The following is a 19,288-nucleotide window of genomic DNA, read 5'->3' on the forward strand; positions in this document are numbered from 1 at the left end:
CGCTGTAGCAAGCCGTAACGCAATTTATTTGCCGAATAGCTGGCGCCGTTCCCGCGGCCTTGACCTGCCGTTTCCTCTCCGCAATGCCTCACGCAACCGAGAGGAACCCCCGACCATGACCGCCTCCGAGCACGACAACCGCCCGCGCCGCAGCGCGCTTTACCTTCCCGCCTCCAACGCGAAAGCCATTGCCAAGGCGCGCACCCTGCCTTGCGACATGGTCGTGCTGGACCTCGAAGACGCGGTAGCCCCCGAAGCCAAGGAAGAGGCCCGCGCCGCCGCCATCGCCGCCGTTGCCGAAGGCGGCTTCGGCCACCGTCAGGTCGCCATCCGCGCCAACGGCCTCGATACCGAATGGGGCGCGGCCGATCTCGTCGCCATCGCCGCCTCGCGGGCCGATGCCGTGCTCGTGCCCAAGGTCGGCACGCCGGAGGATATCGCGCGCTATCACGCCGCCCTCTCCGGCGCGCACGAAAACATGCAGCTCTGGACGATGATCGAGACCTGCGAGAGCGTCGGCAACCTGCCCCGGCTCGCCGCCATGGCCCGCACCACGCGGCTGTCGCTTTGGATCCTCGGCACCAACGACCTCGCCAAGGAAATGCGCGCCCAGCTCACACCCTGCCGCACGCCGTTCCTGCCCTTCCTTGCCATGGCGGTCGCCGCCGCGCGCACCCATGGCCTCACCATCCTCGACGGCGTCTGCAACGAGTTCCGCGACCTCGCCGTTTTCGAGGCCGAAGCCCGCCAGGGGCTGATGTTCGGCTTCGACGGCAAGAGCCTGATCCACCCCGCGCAGATCGAACCCTGCAACACCGTCTTCTCGCCGAGCGAGGCCGACCTCGCCTGGGCGCATGGCGTGATCGAGGCGTTCACGCTGCCCGAGAACCAGGGCAAGGGCGCGATCCGCGTCGACGGCAAGATGACCGAACTGCTGCATCTGGAGCAGGCGCGGCGGCTGGTCGAAATCCACGGCCTGATTCAGGGGATGAAGTAAGAGGGAAGTCCTGGGGGATGATCCCCCAGACCCTCGGAATGTCTACCTTGCGCGCTACCTATCCGGTGCGCGCTCCCTGCGGCGCAGCCATGAGCGCACGACGGATAGCGCAGGTCACGACCTCGACAGTCTTGGGGGTGCAGGGGGCGATGGCCCCCTGCTCTTTCTCTTAACCTTCGCCCTTCGATCCGGGCACCCGCGCGATCTCGCCGGGTTCGTTGGCGATGACCTTCAGCACCGCCGTCCAGGCATCGACATTCTGCTGGAGCGCGGCCGGATCGACCTTGTCGAGCGTGTCGTCCGGCGTGTGGTGCAGGTCGAAGTAGTGCATGCCGTCCTGCCCGAGGTCGACCACCGCCAGTTCCTGCTTGGCGATGATGCCCGAGACATCCGCGCCGCCGGTAGCCGCGCCGTCGTGATGGACGATGCCCATCGGCCAGAGCGCCGCCTTGATCTTCTCGCCCACGGCCTTGTTGCTGTCGGCCAGCGTCAGGCGGAACTGCCAGACCTTGTCGGCGCCGAAGTCGCTCTCCATCGCCACGGCGTGGGGTTCGTTGCCGTGCATCTCGGCATAGGCCTTGCTGCCGCCGCCGGTGACGCCCATTTCCTCGTTGCCCGCCCAGAGCACGCGGATCGTGCGCAGGGTCTTGCCGTCCTTCTGCGCGGCCAGTGCTGCGGCGGTGACGATGCCGCAGCCCGAAGCGTCGTCGATCGCGCCGGTCGCCAGATCCCAGGAGTCGAGATGGCAGGCGAGCACGATCTTCGGCAGCGAGGGATCGCGGCCCGGCAGGTCGGCGATCACATTGCCCGAGGGCGCATCCGGGAACGGCTTGCCGAGCAGGGTGAGGTCGATCTTCATCGGCTTGCCGCGCTTGGCGATGCGGGCGATCAGGTCGGCATCCGGATTGGAGACCGCCCCGGCCGGGATCGCGGCGACATCCTTGGCGAAGACGGTGACGCCGGTATGCGGATTGCGGTGGTTGTCCGTACCCGCCGAGCGGATGACGATGGCCGAAGCGCCCTTCTGCGAGGCGATCGAGGGACCGCGGCGGCGCACGTCGCCGTAAGGGCCGTATCCCGAACCGTCCTGCGCCGCGCGCATGGCGTGGTCCACGAAGGCGACCTTGCCCTTGAGCGACCCTTCCGGTGCAGCCTTGAGGGCATCGAGCGTCGGGAAATAGACCATCTCGGCCTGGATGCCCTTGGCGGGTGTCGGCGCCGAGAGGCCGAGCGCGGCGATCGCCAGCGCCTGCGTGTAAGGCGCGGTCAGCTTCGCCCGTTCTTCGCCGCGCTTCCAGGCGAGCGTCTTGAACGGCTCGATCTTCACATTCTGGAAGCCCAGTGCATTGAGCTTGGCCTCGGCCCAGAGGCGGGCCTGGCCTTCTTCGGGCGATCCGGCAAGGCGCGCACCGATCTCGGTGGTCAGGCCTTCGACGATCTCCCAGGCGACGCCCGAACCTTCGGTCGGCGTGGCCTGTGCGGGAGCCGCCAGAAGCGGGACGGCGGCGAGGAGCGGAGAGGCGGCGAGAAGCGCCGCGCGGGAGAATCTGCGTTGCATGACAGGTGCCTAACGCGCCCCGTCGCTCCTGCCAACCGGCCTGTCCCCCTTCCGCGTGATTGAACGGCCCTGGTTGGTCGGCCGCGCGAGATCAGGACACAAGGTCCAGCCGCATGAACTGATTGTGCGGGCTGGGCCGATAGTCGGCAAAGGCCTCGCACGAGACGAAACCGGCGCTCCGGTAGAGCGAAATCGCCGGAACATGCAGCGCCGCCGTGCCGGTCTCGAGGTTCAGGCACGCATAGCCCCTCGCCCGTGCTTCCGCGACGATATGCGCGAGCATGGCCCGTCCCACGCCGGTCCCGCGCGCGGAGGGCGCCGCCCGCATGGACTTCACTTCACCCCGCGACGCATCCAGTTCCTTGAGCGCTCCGAAACCGGCGAGCGTATCGCCGTTCCACGCCGTCCAGAAGCTGACACTCGGATCCGACAGTCCGCTGGCATCGAGAGCGAAGGCATGGTTCCCCATGACCTCCTGCAACTCGCGGAGGTGATACTCCAGAAGGTGAGCAACGTGCGACGCCGCGGGATCGTCGAGCCTGATGGAGATGTCGCTCATGGTCTTGTCGTTCCTCAAATCCAGCTACAGCCACAAGATTTTGCCACACCGAGACTGGGTAGCTGGGCGACTGGGCGCTGACGCAGCAGCGATCAACCCTTTTTGTGAAGAGCGTCCCAGCCCGGCGGTTTCCTACACCGCCCGGTTCTGAGAGGATCGAGATCGTGTGACCCCGAAATTCAGATGGCCCTGAAATGGAGCAAGCCGGTGCCCTGTTCGAACAGCTCACATTTCCGCCTTGCCGAAGTTCACACGTCCCGGTCCCTGTCGGCATGGAAGTCTTCCCCGGTTCCCGCCCGCTTTCGATCGCCTGAAGACCCGGCAAGCGGACACATTTCGGACCTTTCGTGTCAACCGGCGCGTCACACTCTCGGAGCGTCCGGCCCTACCCTTGGCAACCGGGCCTCGCACCTGTAGAGCGAGCGGCAACTTTTCCGATCCAGATCCTATTTCCAGAGGAAACCGATGGCTGCCCAATACGCCTTCGTCATGAAGGGCATGACCAAGACCTTCACCGGCGCCCCGAAGCCGGTGCTGAACGACATCAACCTGCAGTTCTACCAGGGTGCCAAGATCGGCATCGTCGGCCCGAACGGCGTCGGCAAGTCGACCCTGATCAAGATCATGGCCGGCATCGACACCGATTACACCGGCGAAGCCTGGGCGGGTGAGAACATCACCGTCGGCTACCTCGAGCAGGAACCGGAACTCGATCCGACCAAGACCGTGCTCGAAAACGTCAAGGACGGCGCCCGCGCGACCGCCGACATGGTCGATCGCTTCAACCAGATCGGCATGGAAATGGGCGAGGAAGACGCCGATTTCGAAGCGCTCGGCGCCGAGATGAGCGAGCTACAGGACAAGATCGACGCGGTCGACGGCTGGACGCTCGACAACCAGCTCGAAATCGCGATGGAAGCACTGCGCTGCCCGCCGGGCGACTGGCCCGTCGAAAGCCTGTCCGGCGGTGAAAAGCGCCGCGTGGCGCTCACCCGCCTGCTGATCCAGAAGCCGTCGATCCTGCTGCTCGACGAACCGACCAACCACCTCGACGCCGAATCCGTCGAATGGCTGGAAAACCACCTGAAGGAATACGCGGGCGCGGTGCTGATGATCACCCACGACCGCTACTTCCTCGACCACGTGGTGGACTGGATCCTCGAACTCGACCGCGGAAAGTACTTCCCCTACGAAGGCAACTACTCCACCTACCTGGAGAAGAAGGCCAAGCGCATGGAGCAGGAGGACCGCGAGGAATCCGGCCGCCAGAAGGCGCTCAAGGACGAGCTGGAGTGGATGCGGCAGACCCCCGCCGCCCGCCAGACCAAGTCGAAGGCGCGTATCCGCAAGTTCGAACAGCTTCAGGAAGCCCAGGCCGGCCGCAAGCCCGGCAAGGCCCAGATCGTCATCCAGGTGCCTGAGCGTCTGGGCGGCAAGGTCATCGAGGTGAAGAACATCTCGAAGGCCTTCGGCGACAAGCTGCTGTTCGAGGACCTGTCCTTCATCCTGCCGCCGGGCGGCATCGTCGGCGTGATCGGCCCGAACGGCGCCGGCAAGTCCACGCTGTTCAAGATGCTCACCGGCAAGGAAACCCCGGACGAGGGTTCGATCGACATCGGTTCGACCGTGCACCTGGGCTTCGTGGACCAGAGCCGCGATCACCTCGACCCCAAGAAGAACGTCTGGGAGGAAATCTCCGACGGGCTCGACTACATGAAGGTCAACGGCCACGACATGTCGACCCGCGCCTATGTCGGCGCGTTCAACTTCAAGGGCGCCGACCAGCAGAAGAACGTCGGCAAGCTGTCGGGCGGTGAACGCAACCGCGTCCACATGGCCAAGATGCTGAAGGAGGGTGGCAACGTCCTCCTGCTCGACGAACCGACCAACGACCTTGACGTCGAAACGCTGGGCGCGCTGGAAGAAGCCATCGAGAACTTCGCAGGCTGCGCCGTGGTCATCAGCCACGACCGCTTCTTCCTCGACCGTCTGGCGACTCACATCCTGGCGTTCGAAGGCAACAGCCACGTCGAATGGTTCGAAGGCAACTTCGAGGCTTACGAAGAAGACAAGCGCCGCCGCCTTGGCGATGCGGCCGACCGTCCGACCCGTCTGGCCTACAAAAAGCTGACGCGCTGACGCGCTGGGCAAGAAGCTGACCCGCTGATCCTTCCGATCAGATGAGCCAAGCGAAGCCGCCGTCCGGGCCACTGGACGGCGGCTTTGTTCATTCAGGGCAAACCAAATCTGAACAATCGGCGTTGTCTCGGTTCACCATTCCGACAGCGCGCTTCGTCTAGAAACAAACCCAGGATGAACCGTCATCGCCGGGCGGGAAATCCGGTTTGGAGACCGGAAAATGACAAAGGAACATACACTGAAGGCGAAGAAGCTGCTTTCCGCCGCCGCGCTCGGCGCAATGGCCATTGCCGCCGCGGGACTTGCCGTTCCCACCGCCGCCATGGCCGAGCCCCGTCAGGAGCGCGCCTGGGGTCAGGGGCGCGATCGCGGCGAAGGCCGAGGCGGGAATGGCGGCGCCAACCGCCCTGCTCCGCAGCCGCGAACCGAAGTCGCCCGCCCCGAAGTCCAGCGCCCACAGGCGCCCGAGCGAGCGCAGCGCCCCTCTGCCTGGCGCGGCGGCGGTGATCGCCCCCAGCCGCAATCGCGACCACAACCGGGGCCACAACCTCAGGCGCAACCGCAGCAGGGCCGTCCCGCCCCCACCCAGCAAGGCGGCCGCGCGTGGGGCAATGACCGCCCCGACCGTAGCCCTGCTCAGGGGCAGCCGAGCTGGAAGTCCGGCAATCGCTGGCAGAATAACGGCTCGCAGAGCGGCTGGCAGGGCTCTCGCGGCAATGACGATCGTCGCTGGAGCGCCGGCAATCGCCCAGACCGTCCGGATCGCCCCGACGTCCGCCCCGGTGACAATCGTCCGGATGGGCGCCCCGGCTGGAACAACAACAACGACAATCGCCCTGATCGGAACGCCTGGGGCAAAGTCCGCCCCAATGACGATCGGCGCGGTGACGACCGTCGCTGGAACAACAACGACAACCGCCCCGACCGCAATGCCTGGGGCCGGGATCGCCGCAATGACGATCGCCGTTGGGCCGGTAACGACAACCGCCGTTGGGACCGCAGCGACTGGCGCCGCGACAATCGCTACGACTGGCAGCACTATCGCGACCGCAACCGTTCGGTCTACCGCATGGGCGGCTATTACGCGCCGTACCGGGGTTATTCCTACCGCCGCCTGAGCATCGGCTTCTCGCTGGGTTCGCTGTTCTATGGCAGCAACTACTGGATCAACGATCCCTGGGAATATCGCCTGCCGCCCGTCTACGGCCCCTATCGCTGGGTCCGCTATTACGACGACGTGCTGCTGGTGGACGTCTACTCCGGCGAAGTGGTGGACGTGATCTACGACTTCTTCTGGTAATTGCGCAAACGAAGCCCCCCGGATCCCGCGATCCGGGGGGCTTTTCGCGTCGGCTTCCGAAGATCACCCGAAAGATCAACCACAGTTTCGTAGCCCACAGTTTCGTAGCCTGGTCCGATTGATCCCCGCTCAAGCGCGGTTAGTCTCGGCCGCATGAAACCCGCCCATCCCGATTGCGACGCTCTGGCAAGGACGGGCAACCGCGTTCGCGAGCGCCTGGCGGAGAACTCCGCGCTTGCCCGCCTCGCGGTCGATGGCGCTGAAATCTACAGCTCCCCTGCATTTCTCAGCGACGCGCATTGCCGGCACATCATCGGCCTGATCGACGATGTCGCCTGCCCCTCCCGCCTTGTGGAGGAGAAGGACTGGGAAGGATACCGGACCAGCTTCTCCGGCGACGTCGATCCGCATGACGGCGTGATCCACGCGCTCGACGAGCGGCTCGCCGCGTTGACCGGCATCGCTCCCGGTCACGGCGAATCCGTGCAGGGCCAGCGCTACAACCGGGGCGAGTACTATCACGAACACTGGGACTGGTTCGACACCCAGGCCCCCTACTGGCGCCGCGAAAGCCGCAACGGCGGGCAGCGCAGCTGGACGGCGATGATCTATCTCAATGCCGTGGAGGAAGGCGGCACCACCGATTTCGTCCATCTCAACCTCAAGGTCGTGCCTGCCGCCGGATCGCTGCTGATCTGGAACAACGCCCTGCCGGACGGCTCACCGAACCCGCTGACGATGCATGCGGCCCGGCCGGTGCTGCGCGGGGTCAAGTATGTGGCGACGAAGTGGTTCCGAGCGAGACCCTGGAAATAAGCTCTCAGACTTCCTCGCCGTCTTCCGCAGAGCGCCGCGTTTCCAGATATTCCATGAGATGATCGAACCGGCGGTGCAGGCGGATGATTTCCAGCTGGGTCCGCAGGTTCACCTCGTAGTCGTGCCGCGCGGTGATGCGATCCTTTTCGGCCTGCCGGTTCTGGCTCATCATGATGACCGGCGCCTGGATCGCCGCCAGCATGGAGAGCATCAGATTCAGGAAGATATAGGGATAGCCGTCGAAGGGCTTGACCCCCAGGGCTTCCAGAACGCTGCTGTTGAGCAGCATCCAGCCAAACAGCACCAGTGCGAATGCGATTATGAAACCCCAGCTTCCCCCAACCGCCGCTACCCGGTCGGCCAGCCGGTCCCCGCGCGTGGCGTGAAGCGCCGCCAGTTCATCGGCATTGGGACCGACGACGGTTCCGGTCGCGATGCGGCGAAGAACCTCCCGGTCCTCCTTGTCGAGATCGCCGAACCGACGCCCGAGCAGCTCTTCGGCGAGTTCCTCGGGCGTCCTGGGGTTCTTGTGCATTTGCGGCCTCAGTTCGCCGGGGACAGAGCCTCAGCGATCAGCTTGCGCGTTTCGGGCACGCCGTAAAGCGCGATGAAGCTTCCCATGCGCGGCCCCTGCGGGCTGCCGAGCAACGTCTCGTAGAGCGCCTTGAACCAATCGCGCAGGCTCTCGAACTGATAGGCCTCGTTCTTGCCGATTTCATAGACCACGTTCTGGAGTTCCTCGGCCGTCGCCTCGGGACCGGCCTTCTCCAGTTCGGCGTCGAGCACCTTCAGGGCCTCGGCCTCGTTGGCGCTGGGGGCGCGGCGCTGAAGGGTCGGCGCGATGAAGTCACGGTTGGTGGCCAGCGCCGCCCGGACCATTTCGCCGAGTTCGGGATGCGCCTCGGGATTGGCGTCGGCCACGTAGTTGCCGAGGTAGGACCAGACCTGATCCGCCGTCGCATCGGCGCCGAGCACGCCCACGAGATTGAGCAGCAGCGAGAACGTCACCGGCACGGTATCGCCCGCGCCCTCACCATCGCCACTCGCGCGCAGCAGATGCCACACGGGATTGCCGAGCTGCTTGTCCAGCGCCTGCCCGGCAAGGTTGCCGCGGAACTGCCAGTATTCGTCGACCGCCTTGGGGATCACGCCGACGTGGAGTTGCTTGGCGCTCTTCGGCTCGCGGAACAGGTAGAAGCCCAGCGACTCCTCCGTGCCGTAAGTCAGCCACTGCTCGATGGTCAGGCCGTTGCCCTTGGACTTGGAAATCTTCTCGCCGTTCTCGTCGAGGAACAGTTCGTAGATCAGGCCTTCCGGCTTCCGGCCGCCCAGCACCTGCACGATCTTGCCGGACTGGGTGACCGAGTCGGTCAGGTCCTTGCCGCACATCTCGTAGTCGACACCGAGCGCATACCAGCGCATGGCCCAGTCGACCTTCCACTGGAGCTTGGCCTTGCCGCCGAACGCCGACTGCTCGACGACGCTGCCGTCCTCGTCGGTGAAACGGATCATGCCGGTGGCAGGGTCCAGCACTTCGACCGGCACCTGGAGCACCACGCCCGTGGTCGGCGAGACCGGCAGAACCGGCGAATAGGTCTTGCGACGCTCCTCGCGCAGGGTCGGCAGCATGATGTCGAGAATGCCCTGGTTGCATTCCAGCACGCGGGTCAGCGCCGCGTCGAATTCGCCTGAGTTATAGCGGTCGCTGGCCGAAACGAACTCGTAGTCGAAACCGAAACGGTCGAGGAAGTCGCGCAGCATCGCATTGTTGTGATGTGCGAAGCTTTCATGCGTGCCGAAAGGATCGGGAATGCGGCTGAGCGGCTTGCCGAGATTGGCGGCTAGCACTTCCGAATTCGGGATATTTTCGGGGACCTTGCGCAGCCCGTCCATGTCGTCCGAGAAGGCGACAAGGCGCGTCGGCGCGCCGCCGGTCAGCGCTTCATAGGCGCGGCGGACGAGCGTGGTGCGCAGAACTTCCTGGAACGTGCCGATATGCGGCAGGCCCGAGGGACCGTAGCCGGTCTCGAAGAGCACCGGCGCGCCACCAGGTTTGCCCTGCGGATAACGCTTGAGCAGCTTCTGGGCCTCCTGGAAGGGCCAGGCCTTGGACACACGTGCGGCTTCGATCAGGGCTTGTTCAGTCATGGCAGCGCTCTTTGGCCAAAAGCGCGCATTTCGCAAGGGCCAAGGCAAGCGCTCCCCGCGAAATGCCCAAAGCGCCAAGGCGCTTTCACGCTTCCTGCCACTGCCAGTCGTAGGCGAGCGGCGCCTCGCGGAAGGCGAAACGGTCGATGTGGCGCGCGACCACGTCGGTCAGGCCCTCCACATCTTCGCGCTTCTCGCCGGTGATCGCGATGGTGATGCCCTCGCCGTCCGCCGCCATGGTGGCGACGGCGTTCGGGAAGGTCACCGTACCGGTATCGCCGTCCACTTCGGTCTGGAGCTTGTGGCTCCAGTGCTTGCAGAGCTGGCGGACATACTTGCCGCCGCTCTCCGTAGCCACGCGGGCCGTGATCGTGCTCATCCTTCGATCCTTTCGATCTTGCGGGTCGCCTCGTCTAGCGCATCGGCGATCTGGAGGATCACCTCCCGGTTGGCGCCGTCCTTCGACAGCCGGTCGAACATCGCGATCTTCAGCGCGTGCATGGCACGGCGCACCGGCGCAGGGTCGACCTTCTCGCGCGCCTCGGCAAGAGCGGAAAGACGGGCCTTGAGTGCTTCGGCCTTGTCGGCATCGGCTGCAGCCTGTGCCCGGCCCTCCTCAGTCGTCTCGTAGGACTTGCGCGAGCCGGCGTCGGCCGCCGGAGCGATCAGACCTGACTCCTCCATGTACGTGAGCGCGGGATAGACCACGCCGGGGCTCGGCGCATAGTCGCCGCCGGACAGGTTTTCGATCTCGCGGATCAGGTCATAGCCATGGCGCGGGGTCTCGGCGATCAGCGCAAGCAGCAGGATCTGAAGCTCGGCCTGATCGAACAGGCGCTTGCGACGCCCGCCGCCCATGCGCCCGTCGCCGGGTCCACCGCCGAAGCCGCCGCGAAAACCTTCACCGCGTCCACCGCGACCACGTCCCCGGCCTCCCGGAAATCCGCCGCCGAAGCCGTCATCGTCGCGGCCGAACGGACCGCGCACCATACCGAAGCCACCGCGTCCGCGCATGCCATGCGGCGCATGATCCTCGCGGCACCCACCGCGATGACGATCACCGGGATAATCGTGGTGGCGGCCCGTGCGGCACTCGCCGCGTTCTGCGCGGTCCATGCCGCGCCTGTGAGAATGATGATCTCTCATGTCGTTTTCGTTCCTCTTCATGATGGACTCAAAATATATCTTAAAGCGCGATCTACAAGACCCTAAAATGTATCTTGATGTATTTTTTATCGTGAGAGCTTGGTTATCGACGAAAGCGGCGACTGCGAGGTTTCCCTTTTGTCCGCGCCATGCCTAAGACGGAGGCCATGGCCGCCCTGCCCATTCCTGCCCTTCATGCCAGCCATGGCGGTTCCTGGCTCCGCGACGGATCGGGCCATACGCGCCCGGTCTCGAAGGGCGAATCGGTTACTGCGGCGGCCGACACCCCGCTGCTGATCCTTAACGCTCCGCTGGTGGCGACGCGTCTCGGCTACCCGGACCTGTCCGGACTCGACCTGCTCGAACTCTATGCCTTCGTGCATCCGGCCCGCTTCGTCGTGCCGACGCCGAAGGGCCTCGCCCAGGCGCTCGACCTCGATGTGCCGCAGGACGATGCCGACGTGCCCCGCCTGCTCCAGGAAGCGGCGGGCGCCTTGCTCGACCTATGCGAAAGCCCGACCTGGTCGGAGCGCGAAGGCGCCTGGACCTCGCTGCAATCGCTCGTGCGCATGCGCTGGCCCTGGGCCAGCCTGCTCGGCCCGCGCATTGCCAAGCCCGAACGGGCCGAGCGCTGGCTGTTCACCAAACTGCCGGAATGGGAGGAAAGCCCCGAACTGCCGCAGCCCCGGCAGATCGTGCTCGACAAGGACGAGGTTCTCGGACGTCTCGCGCAACTGACCGGCAGCAGCGCCGAGCAGCGCCCCTCGCAGCAGGCCTATGCCGCCGAGGCTGCCGCCGCCTTCGCGCCCCGCCAGTCCTCGGGACGCCCCCATGTCGTGCTGGCCCAGGCCGGGACCGGAATCGGCAAGACGCTGGGCTACCTGGCGCCCGCCTCGCTCTGGAGCGGCCTCTCGGGCGGCACGACTTGGGTATCCACGTATACCAAGGCGCTGCAACGCCAGCTCCGCAAGGAGAGCCGCCGCGCCTGGCCCGAACGGCGCGCGGACGGCACCCCGCCGGTGGTCGTGCGCAAGGGACGCGAGAACTACCTCTGCCTGCTCAATCTGGAAGACGCCCTGCAAGGCGGCTTCACCGGGCGCCCGGCGATCATGGCGCAGCTCGTCGCGCGCTGGGCGGCCTATACGCAGGACGGCGACATGATCGGCGGCGATCTGCCCGGCTGGCTCGGCACCCTGTTCCGCCAGCGCGGCATCACCGCCCTCACCGACCGGCGCGGCGAATGCGTCTATGCCGGTTGCCCGCATTACCGAAAGTGCTTCATCGAACGCGCCGCCCGCGCCAGCGCCGGGGCGGACCTCGTGATCGGCAACCACGCGCTGGTAATGATCAACGCCGCCCGGGGCCGCGACCATGCCGCCCGGCCCACGCGTATCGTTTTCGACGAAGGCCATCACGTCTTCGACGCTGCCGATTCGACTTTCGCCGCTGCGCTCACCGGCGCGGAAGCGATCGAACTGCGCCGCTGGGTGATCGGCCCTGAAAAGGCCTCGCGCGGGCGAAGGCGCGGTCTTTCGGCCCGCCTCGCCGATGTCGCCAGCTATGACGAAGCCGGGGCCAAGGCCATCAACGCCGCCCGCGCCGCCGCCGAAGCGCTTCCCGGTGACGGCTGGATGCAGCGCCTGACCGAAGGCGAGCCTTCCGGCCCGATCGAGGACCTGCTCGCAGCCGTGCGCGCCACCGTCTACGCGCGCGACGAAAGCGGCGGGCAGGAAGCGGGCTATGGCCTGGAAACCGAAGCGGCCGGGCTGGACGGCTCCTTCGTCGAAGTGGCCGAAGCCGCCCGCGAGGCGCTGGGCGAACTGCGCCAGCCTCTCGTTCGCCTCGGCCTGCGGCTCGAAGCCCTTCTGGAAGACGGACCGGACTGGCTCGACGGCCCGGGCCGCGCCCGCATCGAAGGCGCGCGCCAGTCGTTGGGCTGGCGCGTCGATATCCTCCTGGCCTGGGAAGCGATGCTGGGCCGTCTCGGCGGCCCCGCCGATCCGGAATTCGTCGACTGGCTGGCGCTCGACCGTTCGGAAGCGCGCGAGTACGACGTCGGCATCCACCGCCACTGGCTCGATCCGATGAAGCCTTTCGCCAGCACGGTCCTCGAACCCGCCCACGGCGTGGTCATGACTTCGGCGACCCTGCGCGACGGCGAAAGCTGGGACAAGGCCATCGCCCGCTCCGGCGTGAACCATATCGACGTCGCGCCGAAACTGTCCGAACATCTCAGCCCCTTCGACTATGCCACACAGGCCGAAGTGCTGATCGTCACCGATGTTCCGCGCGGCGACATCCCGGCGCTCGCGGGCGCCTATGGGCGGCTGATCGAGGCCGCCGGCGGCGGTGTGCTCGGACTGTTCACGGCCATCCGCCGCCTGCGCGCGGTCTATGGCCGCATTGCCGATCGCCTCGCGCGCGGCGGCCTGCCGCTCTACGCCCAGCACGTCGACCCGATCGACACCGGCACCCTGGTCGATATCTTCCGCGACGATCCCGCCGCTTCGCTGCTCGGCACCGATGCCCTGCGCGACGGCGTGGACGTTCCCGGCGAATCGCTGCGCCTCGTCGTCATGGAGCAGGTTCCCTGGCCGCGTCCGACCATTCTCCATCGCGCACGGCGCGTGGCGGGCGGCGGCTCGATCTATGACGACGGCCTGATCCGCGCCAAGCTCGCCCAGGCCTTCGGCCGCCTGATCCGCAGCAAGGGCGACCGCGGCCATTTCGTGGTGCTGTCCTCGGCATTCCCGTCGCGCCTGCTCAGCGCCTTCCCCGCCGGAACCCCGGTTCTCCGCATTTCGCTGGAGGAGGCCTTGCGCCGCGTGGCCCATAATGGTTCAGGAGAAGGCGAAAGACAGGAGAGCGCGGCACGGTCATCCGTTTCGCCGTTCGCCCCGGACGCCTGAAGATCGCCATTTAAGGGCTCGCATGAAAACGCTTGGAATCTTCCGCCACGCCAAGTCCGACTGGCACGATGCCCGCCTGCGGGACTTCGACCGCCCGCTGAACAAGCGCGGCCGCAAGGGCGCGGCCCTGATGGGGCTGCATATCCGCGATCATGCGGTAGGCTGGAAGCGCTTACTCGCCTCGCCCGCCGTCCGCGTCACCCAGACGCTCGAACTCGCCGCTGAGGCGGCCGGAGAAATGCCGCCCATTACCTGGGACCGGCGAATCTATCTCGCGAGTTCTGCCACCCTGCTCGATCTCCTGCGCGAACAGGCCGGCGATCCGCGTTCGATCATGCTGGTCGGCCACAATCCCGGCCTCGAAGACCTGATCTTCGATCTGGTTCCCGACGACGGCAGCAGCCCCATGCGCGACATGGTGGAAGAGAAGTTCCCGACCGCCGCCTATGCGGTGATCGAACTCAACATCGAATCCTGGGACCAGATCAGCGAAAACGGTGGCCGTCTGGTCCACCTGAAGCGCCCGCGCGACCTCGACCCCGATCTGGGCCCCACCCCGCTGGACTGAGTTCAGGCTGGACCGGAATCAAGCCGCCGCGAGGGCGTCGGTCAGACGGGCGCGAATCCGCAGCAAGTGCTGTTCCACGAAATCCGGCAGAGCCGCAGGTGCCGGTTCAGCGACCCGGGCGACAACGATCTCGGTAGGTTCGTTGCCTTCCAGCGCCATCCGGGCACCGCGCAGGGTATAGCCCTCGCGATTGACCAGCCTGTCGATGCCGGCGATCAGCGCGACATCTTCAGGCCGGTAATAGCGACGGTTGCCACTGCGCTTGATCGGCTGAAGCGCAGGAAACTGCTCTTCCCAGTAACGCAGGACATGCTGGCGAATGCCGAGCGCCTTCGTCACTTCACCGATCGTGCGAAGCGCGTCCGGCGCCTTCCCATCGTTGAAGATGGAATCCGTCATTCCTGAATTCTCCGTATCACCGACTTGATGCCGTATCCGGATCAGCCGGTAATGCGATCCTTCAGCATCTGGCTGGCCCGAAACGTCATGACCCTGCGCGGAGTGATCGGCACTTCCACGCCGGTTTTCGGATTGCGTCCGATCCTTTCGCCCTTGTCGCGCAAAAGGAAAGTTCCGAAGCCCGAAATCTTGACGTTCTCCCCCTCAGCGAGGGCGTCAGACATATGCTGCAATATAGTTTCCACCATCGCAAGCGACTCGGATCTGGACAGACCGAGCTTCCTGTGGATGGCTTCAGCGATTTCCGCCCTGGTCAATGTGTCCGTGGAGCGCATAAGTCCCGCATCCCCTCCTGCGACAACCCCCCTTCCAACAATATTATGAAAATATGTGGGAAAAGCAATGGTTCCCGGCAAGTGTTTCGCCGATGTTCCGCAATGGGGCGAAAATCAGATGCGGATAACGCTGGCACCCCAGGTAAAGCCGCCGCCCATCGCTTCCAGCACCACGAGATCGCCTTCGCGAATGCGTCCGTCGCGGACCGCATGATCGAGCGCCAGGGGCACCGAAGCAGCCGAGGTATTGGCGTGCTGACCGACGGTCATGACGACCTTTTCGACAGGAAGATTGAGCTTGCGCGCCGTTGCATCGAGGATGCGGGCATTGGCCTGATGCGGCACCAGCCAATCGATATCCTCGGGAGAATGTCCCGTTTCCTCAAGCACTTCCTTGAGAACTTCAGCCAGGTTGACGACAGCGTGGCGGAACACCTCGCGGCCCTTCATGCGCAGCTTGCCGACCGTGCCGGTGGTCGAGGGACCGCCGTCTACGTAGAGCAACTGGTTATGCGCGCCGTCGGCATGGAGGCGCGTGGCGAGAACCCCGCGCGCCGATTCGCCATCCTGTTCCTGCGCTTCCAGAACGATCGCACCGGCACCATCGCCGAACAGGACGCAAGTGGTCCGATCTTCCCAGTCGAGGATACGGCTGAAGGTTTCCGAACCGATCACCAACGCGCGCTTAGCCATGCCCGAACGCAGCATCGAATCGGCAACGCCGACCGCATAGAGGAAGCCCGAGCAGACCGCAGCGACGTCGAAGGCGATTCCGCCCCGGCAGCCGAGGTTGTTCTGGACAATCGTGGCCGTGGCCGGGAAAGTCTGGTCGGGCGTTGCCGTGGCCAGAACGATCAGGTCGATCGACGAAGCCTCGAAACCGGCAGCCTCGATCGCCTTGCGCGCCGCATCGGTGGCGAGGCTGGAGGTCGTCTCGTCAGGCGCGGCGATATGACGGTTGGAGATGCCGGTCCGCTCGACGATCCATTCGTCGCTCGTATCGACTCGCTCTGCGAGTTCCGCATTGCTGACCGAACGACGCGGCAGGGCCGAGCCGGTGCCGACAAGAACCGAACGAAGCATCAGGCGCTCTCTTGCTGGACGCGGGGCTTGCGCAAAGACGTCCCGCCCAGGCGGGCGAGGTCGGCAGAGATCCGCTCGGTCACGTTTTCCTCCAGGAGGCGTGCGGTGACCGCGACGGCATTGGCGACGCCGGCGGCATTCGCACCGCCATGGCTCTTCACCACGATACCGTTGAGACCCAGGAAAACCGCGCCGTTATGATTGTTGGGATCGAGATGGTACTTGAGCAGCTCGGTCGCCGGTTTCGAGATCAGGAATCCGATCTTCGAACGCAGCGAACTGCTGAAACCACGCCGGAGCAGGTCGGCCACGAATCGCGCCGTGCCTTCTACGGCCTTGAGCGCAACGTTGCCGGAAAAACCGTCGGTAACGACGACATCCATGTCGCCGCGGCCGAGCTTGTCGGCTTCCGTGAAGCCGTCGAAGGAAATCGACAGATCACCGGCCGATGCCTTGAGCATCGCCGCTGCGTCACGCAGATCCTCGGTGCCCTTGGTTTCCTCGGTGCCGATATTGAGCAGGCGCACCCGCGGCTGCTCCCGTCCCGTCACGATGCGGGCATAGGCGGCGCCCATGACGGCAAACTGCACGAGATTGCGCGCATCGCACTCGGCATTGGCGCCAAGGTCGAGCATGACGAGGTCATGATCTTCCAGCGTCGGCAGCAGAGCGGCCAGCGCCGGGCGATCGATGCCGGGCATCGTGCGCAGCGCAAGCTTGGAAATCGCCATCAGCGCGCCGGTATTGCCGGCACTGACGGCGGCTCCGGCGTCACCCGCCTTCACCGCCTCGATAGCGCGTCCCATCGAGGTGCCCTTGGCCCGGCGCAAGGCCTGACTGGGCTTATCCTCGCCACTGATGACGCCTTCAGTGTGCAGGATTTCGGAACTTGCCCTGAGGTTCGGATGATTTTCGAGCGCGGCCTTGATCCGCGGCTCATCACCGACCAACAGGAACTTGAAGCGATCGTGACGACGGCGCGCGAGAGCAGCGCCTTCAATCATGACGCGCACGCCCTCGTCGCCGCCCATCGCATCGACAGCGATACGCGGCAGACTCATGGGCAACCTCCGAAAATCGTCTTGGTCTTAGACTTCGACCGCGACGATCTCACGACCGTTGTAGTGGCCGCAAGCGTTGCAGAGGTTGTGGGGGCGCTTCAGTTCGCCGCAGTTCGGGCACTCGTGGAAAGCCTCGACCTTCAGCGCGTCGTGGCTACGACGCATGCCACGGCGGGAGGGGGTGGTCTTTCTTTTAGGGACAGCCATTTCGGCACCTGTTCCTGGAATTGAATGTCAAAAAGGCCGCCGGAAACCGTATTCGCGGACCGGCGGCTTGCGAAGGCGCGCCTATAACCGATTTCGCACGAGTTGCAACCCGTTCCTCTGCGCAGCATGACAGCGAAATTCACCCAGAGGGAAATCGATCCATGATTCTACAGACAACTTTGTGCCTCGCGGCGGCCGCGGGCGTGATCACCTTCTGGCATATAGTGCGTATCGCCCGGTTACGCATGCGAGAAAAGGTGCTGTTCGGCGACGGCGGACACGACCTGCTGTCGCGCCGCATGCGCGCCCAGCTCAATTTCGTGGAGAGCACGCCTTTCGTGCTGATCCTCGCCGCAGCCATCGAAATGAGCGGAAAAGGCGGCAACTGGCTGGCGATTGCCGGCTCGCTGTTCATGCTGGGCCGCGTCGCCCACGCCTTCGGCATGGACATCGACAGGCCCAATCCGCTGCGGATCGTCGGCGTCCTCCTCACCGTCCTCACCCTGCTCGGCTTTGCCGTCGTAGCCGTGCTGATCGCGCTTGGACGGTTCTGAGAATCAAAAAGGGCGGCGCCGACGGCACCGCCCTTTACCAATATAATATTGCAGCGCAGCGACTCAGCTGCTCGGCAATTCACGCAGGAAGCCCGCGCTCCAGTGCCGCATCGCCGACATAGGGATTCGTCCGCCGCTCATCCCCGAACGTACTGATCGGCCCGTGCCCCGGAACGAAAGTCACATCGTCACCCAGCGGCCAGAGCTTGCCCGTGATCGAATCGACAAGATCTTCCAGGTTGCCGCGCGGGAAATCCCAGCGACCGATTCCACCCTGGAACAGCACGTCTCCCACCATCGCGAACTTGCTGGGCGCGTGGTGGAATACGATATGGCCCGGCGTGTGGCCGGGGCAATGGACCACATCCAGTTCCAGTTCGCCCACCGTGACCTTATCGCCATCTTCCAGCCAGCGGTTCGGCTCGAAAGTATGGGCCTCCATGTTCCAGCGAGGTCCATCGTCGTTGAGCTGCGCGATCCAGAAGCGGTCTTCTTCCTGCGGCCCCTCGATGGGAACCCCCATCTCCTTCGCGAAGACTCCGGCCATGCCGCAGTGATCGAGATGCCCGTGGGTGACGAGAATCTTCTCCAGCGTCACGCTGGTCTTCTCCAGCGCCTGGCGCAGCTTGGCCAGGTCCCCGCCCGGATCGACGAAAGCGCCGCGCATGGTCTTGGTGCACCATATCAGCGAGCAGTTCTGCTGAAGCGGCGTAACGGGGATGATGCCGACGCGCATCGGCTGCTGCTCTTGGGTCTCGCTCATGCCTGCGGAAATGACGGCTCGCCGGCAGGAATGCAACCTCGCGCCGCCCCCTCAGATTCGCCCGCCCTTCCAGACGACACGGCCGATCACCTCGATTTCCTCCAGAGCGCATTCGATCGGACGGTAGGCCGGATTGTCGCTGAGCAACGCAAGACGCCCTGCCCGGCCGGATTCCAGACGCTTGACCAGAACCGTATCGTCAAGCCGGACGACATGGATGCCGTCGCGCAACGGACGCCAGTCCCGGTCGACCAGGATCTCGTCGCCGTCGCGCAGCACCGGCTCCATCGAATCGCCGCTGACGACGATGGCCGAGAGCATCTCCGGCCGCAGCCCCATGGAACGGAGCCAGCGAGGCGAAAACCGGATGGTCCCGAACACCTCTTCGCCGTCCAGCAAGGCACCCGGCCCGGCTGAGGCGCCGACAGCCAGACGCGGAACATCCACCCAATCCTCTGCGTAGGAATTTCTGCCAAGATCGTAGGATTTTTCCTTCGACCTGCCTGATCCCGAAATCTTGCCGAACTCCGATTCGTCGATCCCGAAAAAGCGCGCCAGCATCCCGCGATCACCCTCCTCCAGTTTCCGAGGACTTCCTTTTCTAATGAATTGCTGGAGATATGTCGTATTTTTCCCAATCATTCGAGACAGGGAGGAAAGGCTTACGCTGCGCTCTTCAGCCAGCTCCAGCAAGCGACGGCGGATTTCGGCATTGTCCATCTTGTAATCCTACACGTAGGAAATTT

20 protein-coding genes are annotated in these 19,288 nt (G+C 65.0%); 7 read left to right on the forward strand and 13 right to left on the reverse strand.

Annotated features, from left to right (window positions below; genetic code table 11):
* Positions 1-115: 115 nt before the first annotated feature.
* On the forward strand, positions 116-997 hold the full coding sequence (locus V7066_RS06890) for an HpcH/HpaI aldolase/citrate lyase family protein (RefSeq protein WP_334182330.1): 882 nt from the start codon (positions 116-118) through the stop codon (positions 995-997).
* A gap of 169 nt (positions 998-1,166) precedes the next feature.
* Here the strand turns inward: V7066_RS06890 and V7066_RS06895 are convergent, their stop codons facing one another.
* Both V7066_RS06895 and V7066_RS06900 read right to left on the reverse strand, forming a co-directional pair.
* On the reverse strand, positions 1,167-2,555 hold the full coding sequence (locus V7066_RS06895; RefSeq protein ID WP_334182331.1) for a M28 family peptidase: 1,389 nt from the start codon (positions 2,553-2,555) through the stop codon (positions 1,167-1,169).
* Between the two features lie 91 nt (positions 2,556-2,646).
* A complete protein-coding gene (locus V7066_RS06900) occupies positions 2,647-3,114 on the reverse strand; it encodes a GNAT family N-acetyltransferase (RefSeq protein ID WP_334182332.1) in 468 nt (155 codons plus the stop codon).
* Positions 3,115-3,579: 465 nt separating this feature from the next.
* On the opposite strand from V7066_RS06900, the gene ettA reads away from it, so the two are divergent.
* The 3 genes from ettA (at position 3,580) to V7066_RS06915 (ending at position 7,369) form a co-directional block, all read left to right on the forward strand.
* The gene (gene ettA / locus V7066_RS06905; RefSeq protein WP_334182333.1) at positions 3,580-5,253 is read left to right on the forward strand and encodes an energy-dependent translational throttle protein EttA; all 1,674 of its coding nucleotides are present in this window, start codon (positions 3,580-3,582) and stop codon (positions 5,251-5,253) included.
* A 220-nt stretch (positions 5,254-5,473) separates the two neighbouring features.
* Complete coding sequence (locus V7066_RS06910; RefSeq protein ID WP_334182334.1) at positions 5,474-6,553, forward strand: RcnB family protein; 1,080 nt, start codon at positions 5,474-5,476, stop codon at positions 6,551-6,553.
* Between the two features lie 153 nt (positions 6,554-6,706).
* Entirely contained in the window at positions 6,707-7,369 is a 663-nt protein-coding gene (locus tag V7066_RS06915) for a prolyl hydroxylase family protein (protein ID WP_334182335.1), read from the forward strand.
* 4 nt (positions 7,370-7,373) lie between these two features.
* Here the strand turns inward: V7066_RS06915 and V7066_RS06920 are convergent, their stop codons facing one another.
* From V7066_RS06920 to V7066_RS06935, 4 genes are all read right to left on the reverse strand, one after another.
* Positions 7,374-7,904: a DUF1003 domain-containing protein gene (locus V7066_RS06920; protein ID WP_334182336.1), complete on the reverse strand. Its 531-nt coding sequence runs from the start codon at positions 7,902-7,904 to the stop codon at positions 7,374-7,376.
* An 8-nt stretch (positions 7,905-7,912) separates the two neighbouring features.
* Positions 7,913-9,517 carry a lysine--tRNA ligase gene (locus V7066_RS06925; protein WP_334182337.1) on the reverse strand — a complete coding sequence of 535 codons (1,605 nt, stop codon included), beginning with the start codon at positions 9,515-9,517 and terminating at the stop codon, positions 7,913-7,915.
* Between the two features lie 85 nt (positions 9,518-9,602).
* Positions 9,603-9,896, reverse strand: coding sequence for a DUF2218 domain-containing protein (locus V7066_RS06930; RefSeq protein WP_334182338.1), 294 nt, complete (start codon positions 9,894-9,896; stop codon positions 9,603-9,605).
* Complete coding sequence (locus tag V7066_RS06935) at positions 9,893-10,633, reverse strand: PadR family transcriptional regulator (RefSeq protein ID WP_334182339.1); 741 nt, start codon at positions 10,631-10,633, stop codon at positions 9,893-9,895. The genes V7066_RS06930 and V7066_RS06935 overlap by 4 nt, the downstream gene beginning before the upstream one ends.
* Positions 10,634-10,830: 197 nt before the next feature.
* On the opposite strand from V7066_RS06935, the gene V7066_RS06940 reads away from it, so the two are divergent.
* Both V7066_RS06940 and V7066_RS06945 read left to right on the forward strand, forming a co-directional pair.
* The gene (locus V7066_RS06940; protein WP_334182340.1) at positions 10,831-13,572 is read left to right on the forward strand and encodes an ATP-dependent DNA helicase; all 2,742 of its coding nucleotides are present in this window, start codon (positions 10,831-10,833) and stop codon (positions 13,570-13,572) included.
* A gap of 22 nt (positions 13,573-13,594) precedes the next feature.
* Complete coding sequence (locus V7066_RS06945; protein WP_334182341.1) at positions 13,595-14,140, forward strand: SixA phosphatase family protein; 546 nt, start codon at positions 13,595-13,597, stop codon at positions 14,138-14,140.
* 18 nt (positions 14,141-14,158) lie between these two features.
* On the opposite strand, the gene V7066_RS06950 is transcribed toward V7066_RS06945, so the two are convergent.
* The 5 genes from V7066_RS06950 to rpmF all read right to left on the reverse strand — a co-directional run bounded on the left by V7066_RS06950 (position 14,159) and on the right by rpmF (position 17,225).
* On the reverse strand, positions 14,159-14,539 hold the full coding sequence (locus tag V7066_RS06950) for a MerR family transcriptional regulator (RefSeq protein WP_334182342.1): 381 nt from the start codon (positions 14,537-14,539) through the stop codon (positions 14,159-14,161).
* Between the two features lie 41 nt (positions 14,540-14,580).
* Positions 14,581-14,874: an integration host factor subunit alpha gene (locus V7066_RS06955; protein ID WP_334182343.1), complete on the reverse strand. Its 294-nt coding sequence runs from the start codon at positions 14,872-14,874 to the stop codon at positions 14,581-14,583.
* A 114-nt stretch (positions 14,875-14,988) separates the two neighbouring features.
* Complete coding sequence (locus V7066_RS06960; protein ID WP_334182344.1) at positions 14,989-15,957, reverse strand: beta-ketoacyl-ACP synthase III; 969 nt, start codon at positions 15,955-15,957, stop codon at positions 14,989-14,991.
* Positions 15,957-17,018 (reverse strand): phosphate acyltransferase PlsX, encoded by a 1,062-nt coding sequence (gene plsX, locus V7066_RS06965; RefSeq protein WP_334182345.1) that lies wholly within the window; start codon positions 17,016-17,018, stop codon positions 15,957-15,959. Before plsX ends, V7066_RS06960 begins: the two co-directional genes overlap by 1 nt.
* A 27-nt stretch (positions 17,019-17,045) precedes the next feature.
* Positions 17,046-17,225 (reverse strand): 50S ribosomal protein L32, encoded by a 180-nt coding sequence (gene rpmF / locus V7066_RS06970; protein ID WP_031342399.1) that lies wholly within the window; start codon positions 17,223-17,225, stop codon positions 17,046-17,048.
* A 161-nt stretch (positions 17,226-17,386) separates the two neighbouring features.
* Between rpmF and V7066_RS06975 the strand changes: the two genes are divergently transcribed.
* On the forward strand, positions 17,387-17,779 hold the full coding sequence (locus tag V7066_RS06975; RefSeq protein WP_334182346.1) for an MAPEG family protein: 393 nt from the start codon (positions 17,387-17,389) through the stop codon (positions 17,777-17,779).
* A 79-nt stretch (positions 17,780-17,858) separates the two neighbouring features.
* On the opposite strand, the gene V7066_RS06980 is transcribed toward V7066_RS06975, so the two are convergent.
* Together V7066_RS06980 and V7066_RS06985 are read right to left on the reverse strand one after the other, a co-directional pair.
* Entirely contained in the window at positions 17,859-18,542 is a 684-nt protein-coding gene (locus V7066_RS06980; RefSeq protein ID WP_334182347.1) for an MBL fold metallo-hydrolase, read from the reverse strand.
* 51 nt (positions 18,543-18,593) lie between these two features.
* Positions 18,594-19,262, reverse strand: coding sequence for a S24 family peptidase (locus tag V7066_RS06985; protein ID WP_334182348.1), 669 nt, complete (start codon positions 19,260-19,262; stop codon positions 18,594-18,596).
* Positions 19,263-19,288 lie beyond the last annotated feature (26 nt).

Source organism: Novosphingobium sp., assembly GCF_036820275.1.
Taxonomy (GTDB): Bacteria; Pseudomonadota; Alphaproteobacteria; order Sphingomonadales; family Sphingomonadaceae; genus Novosphingobium.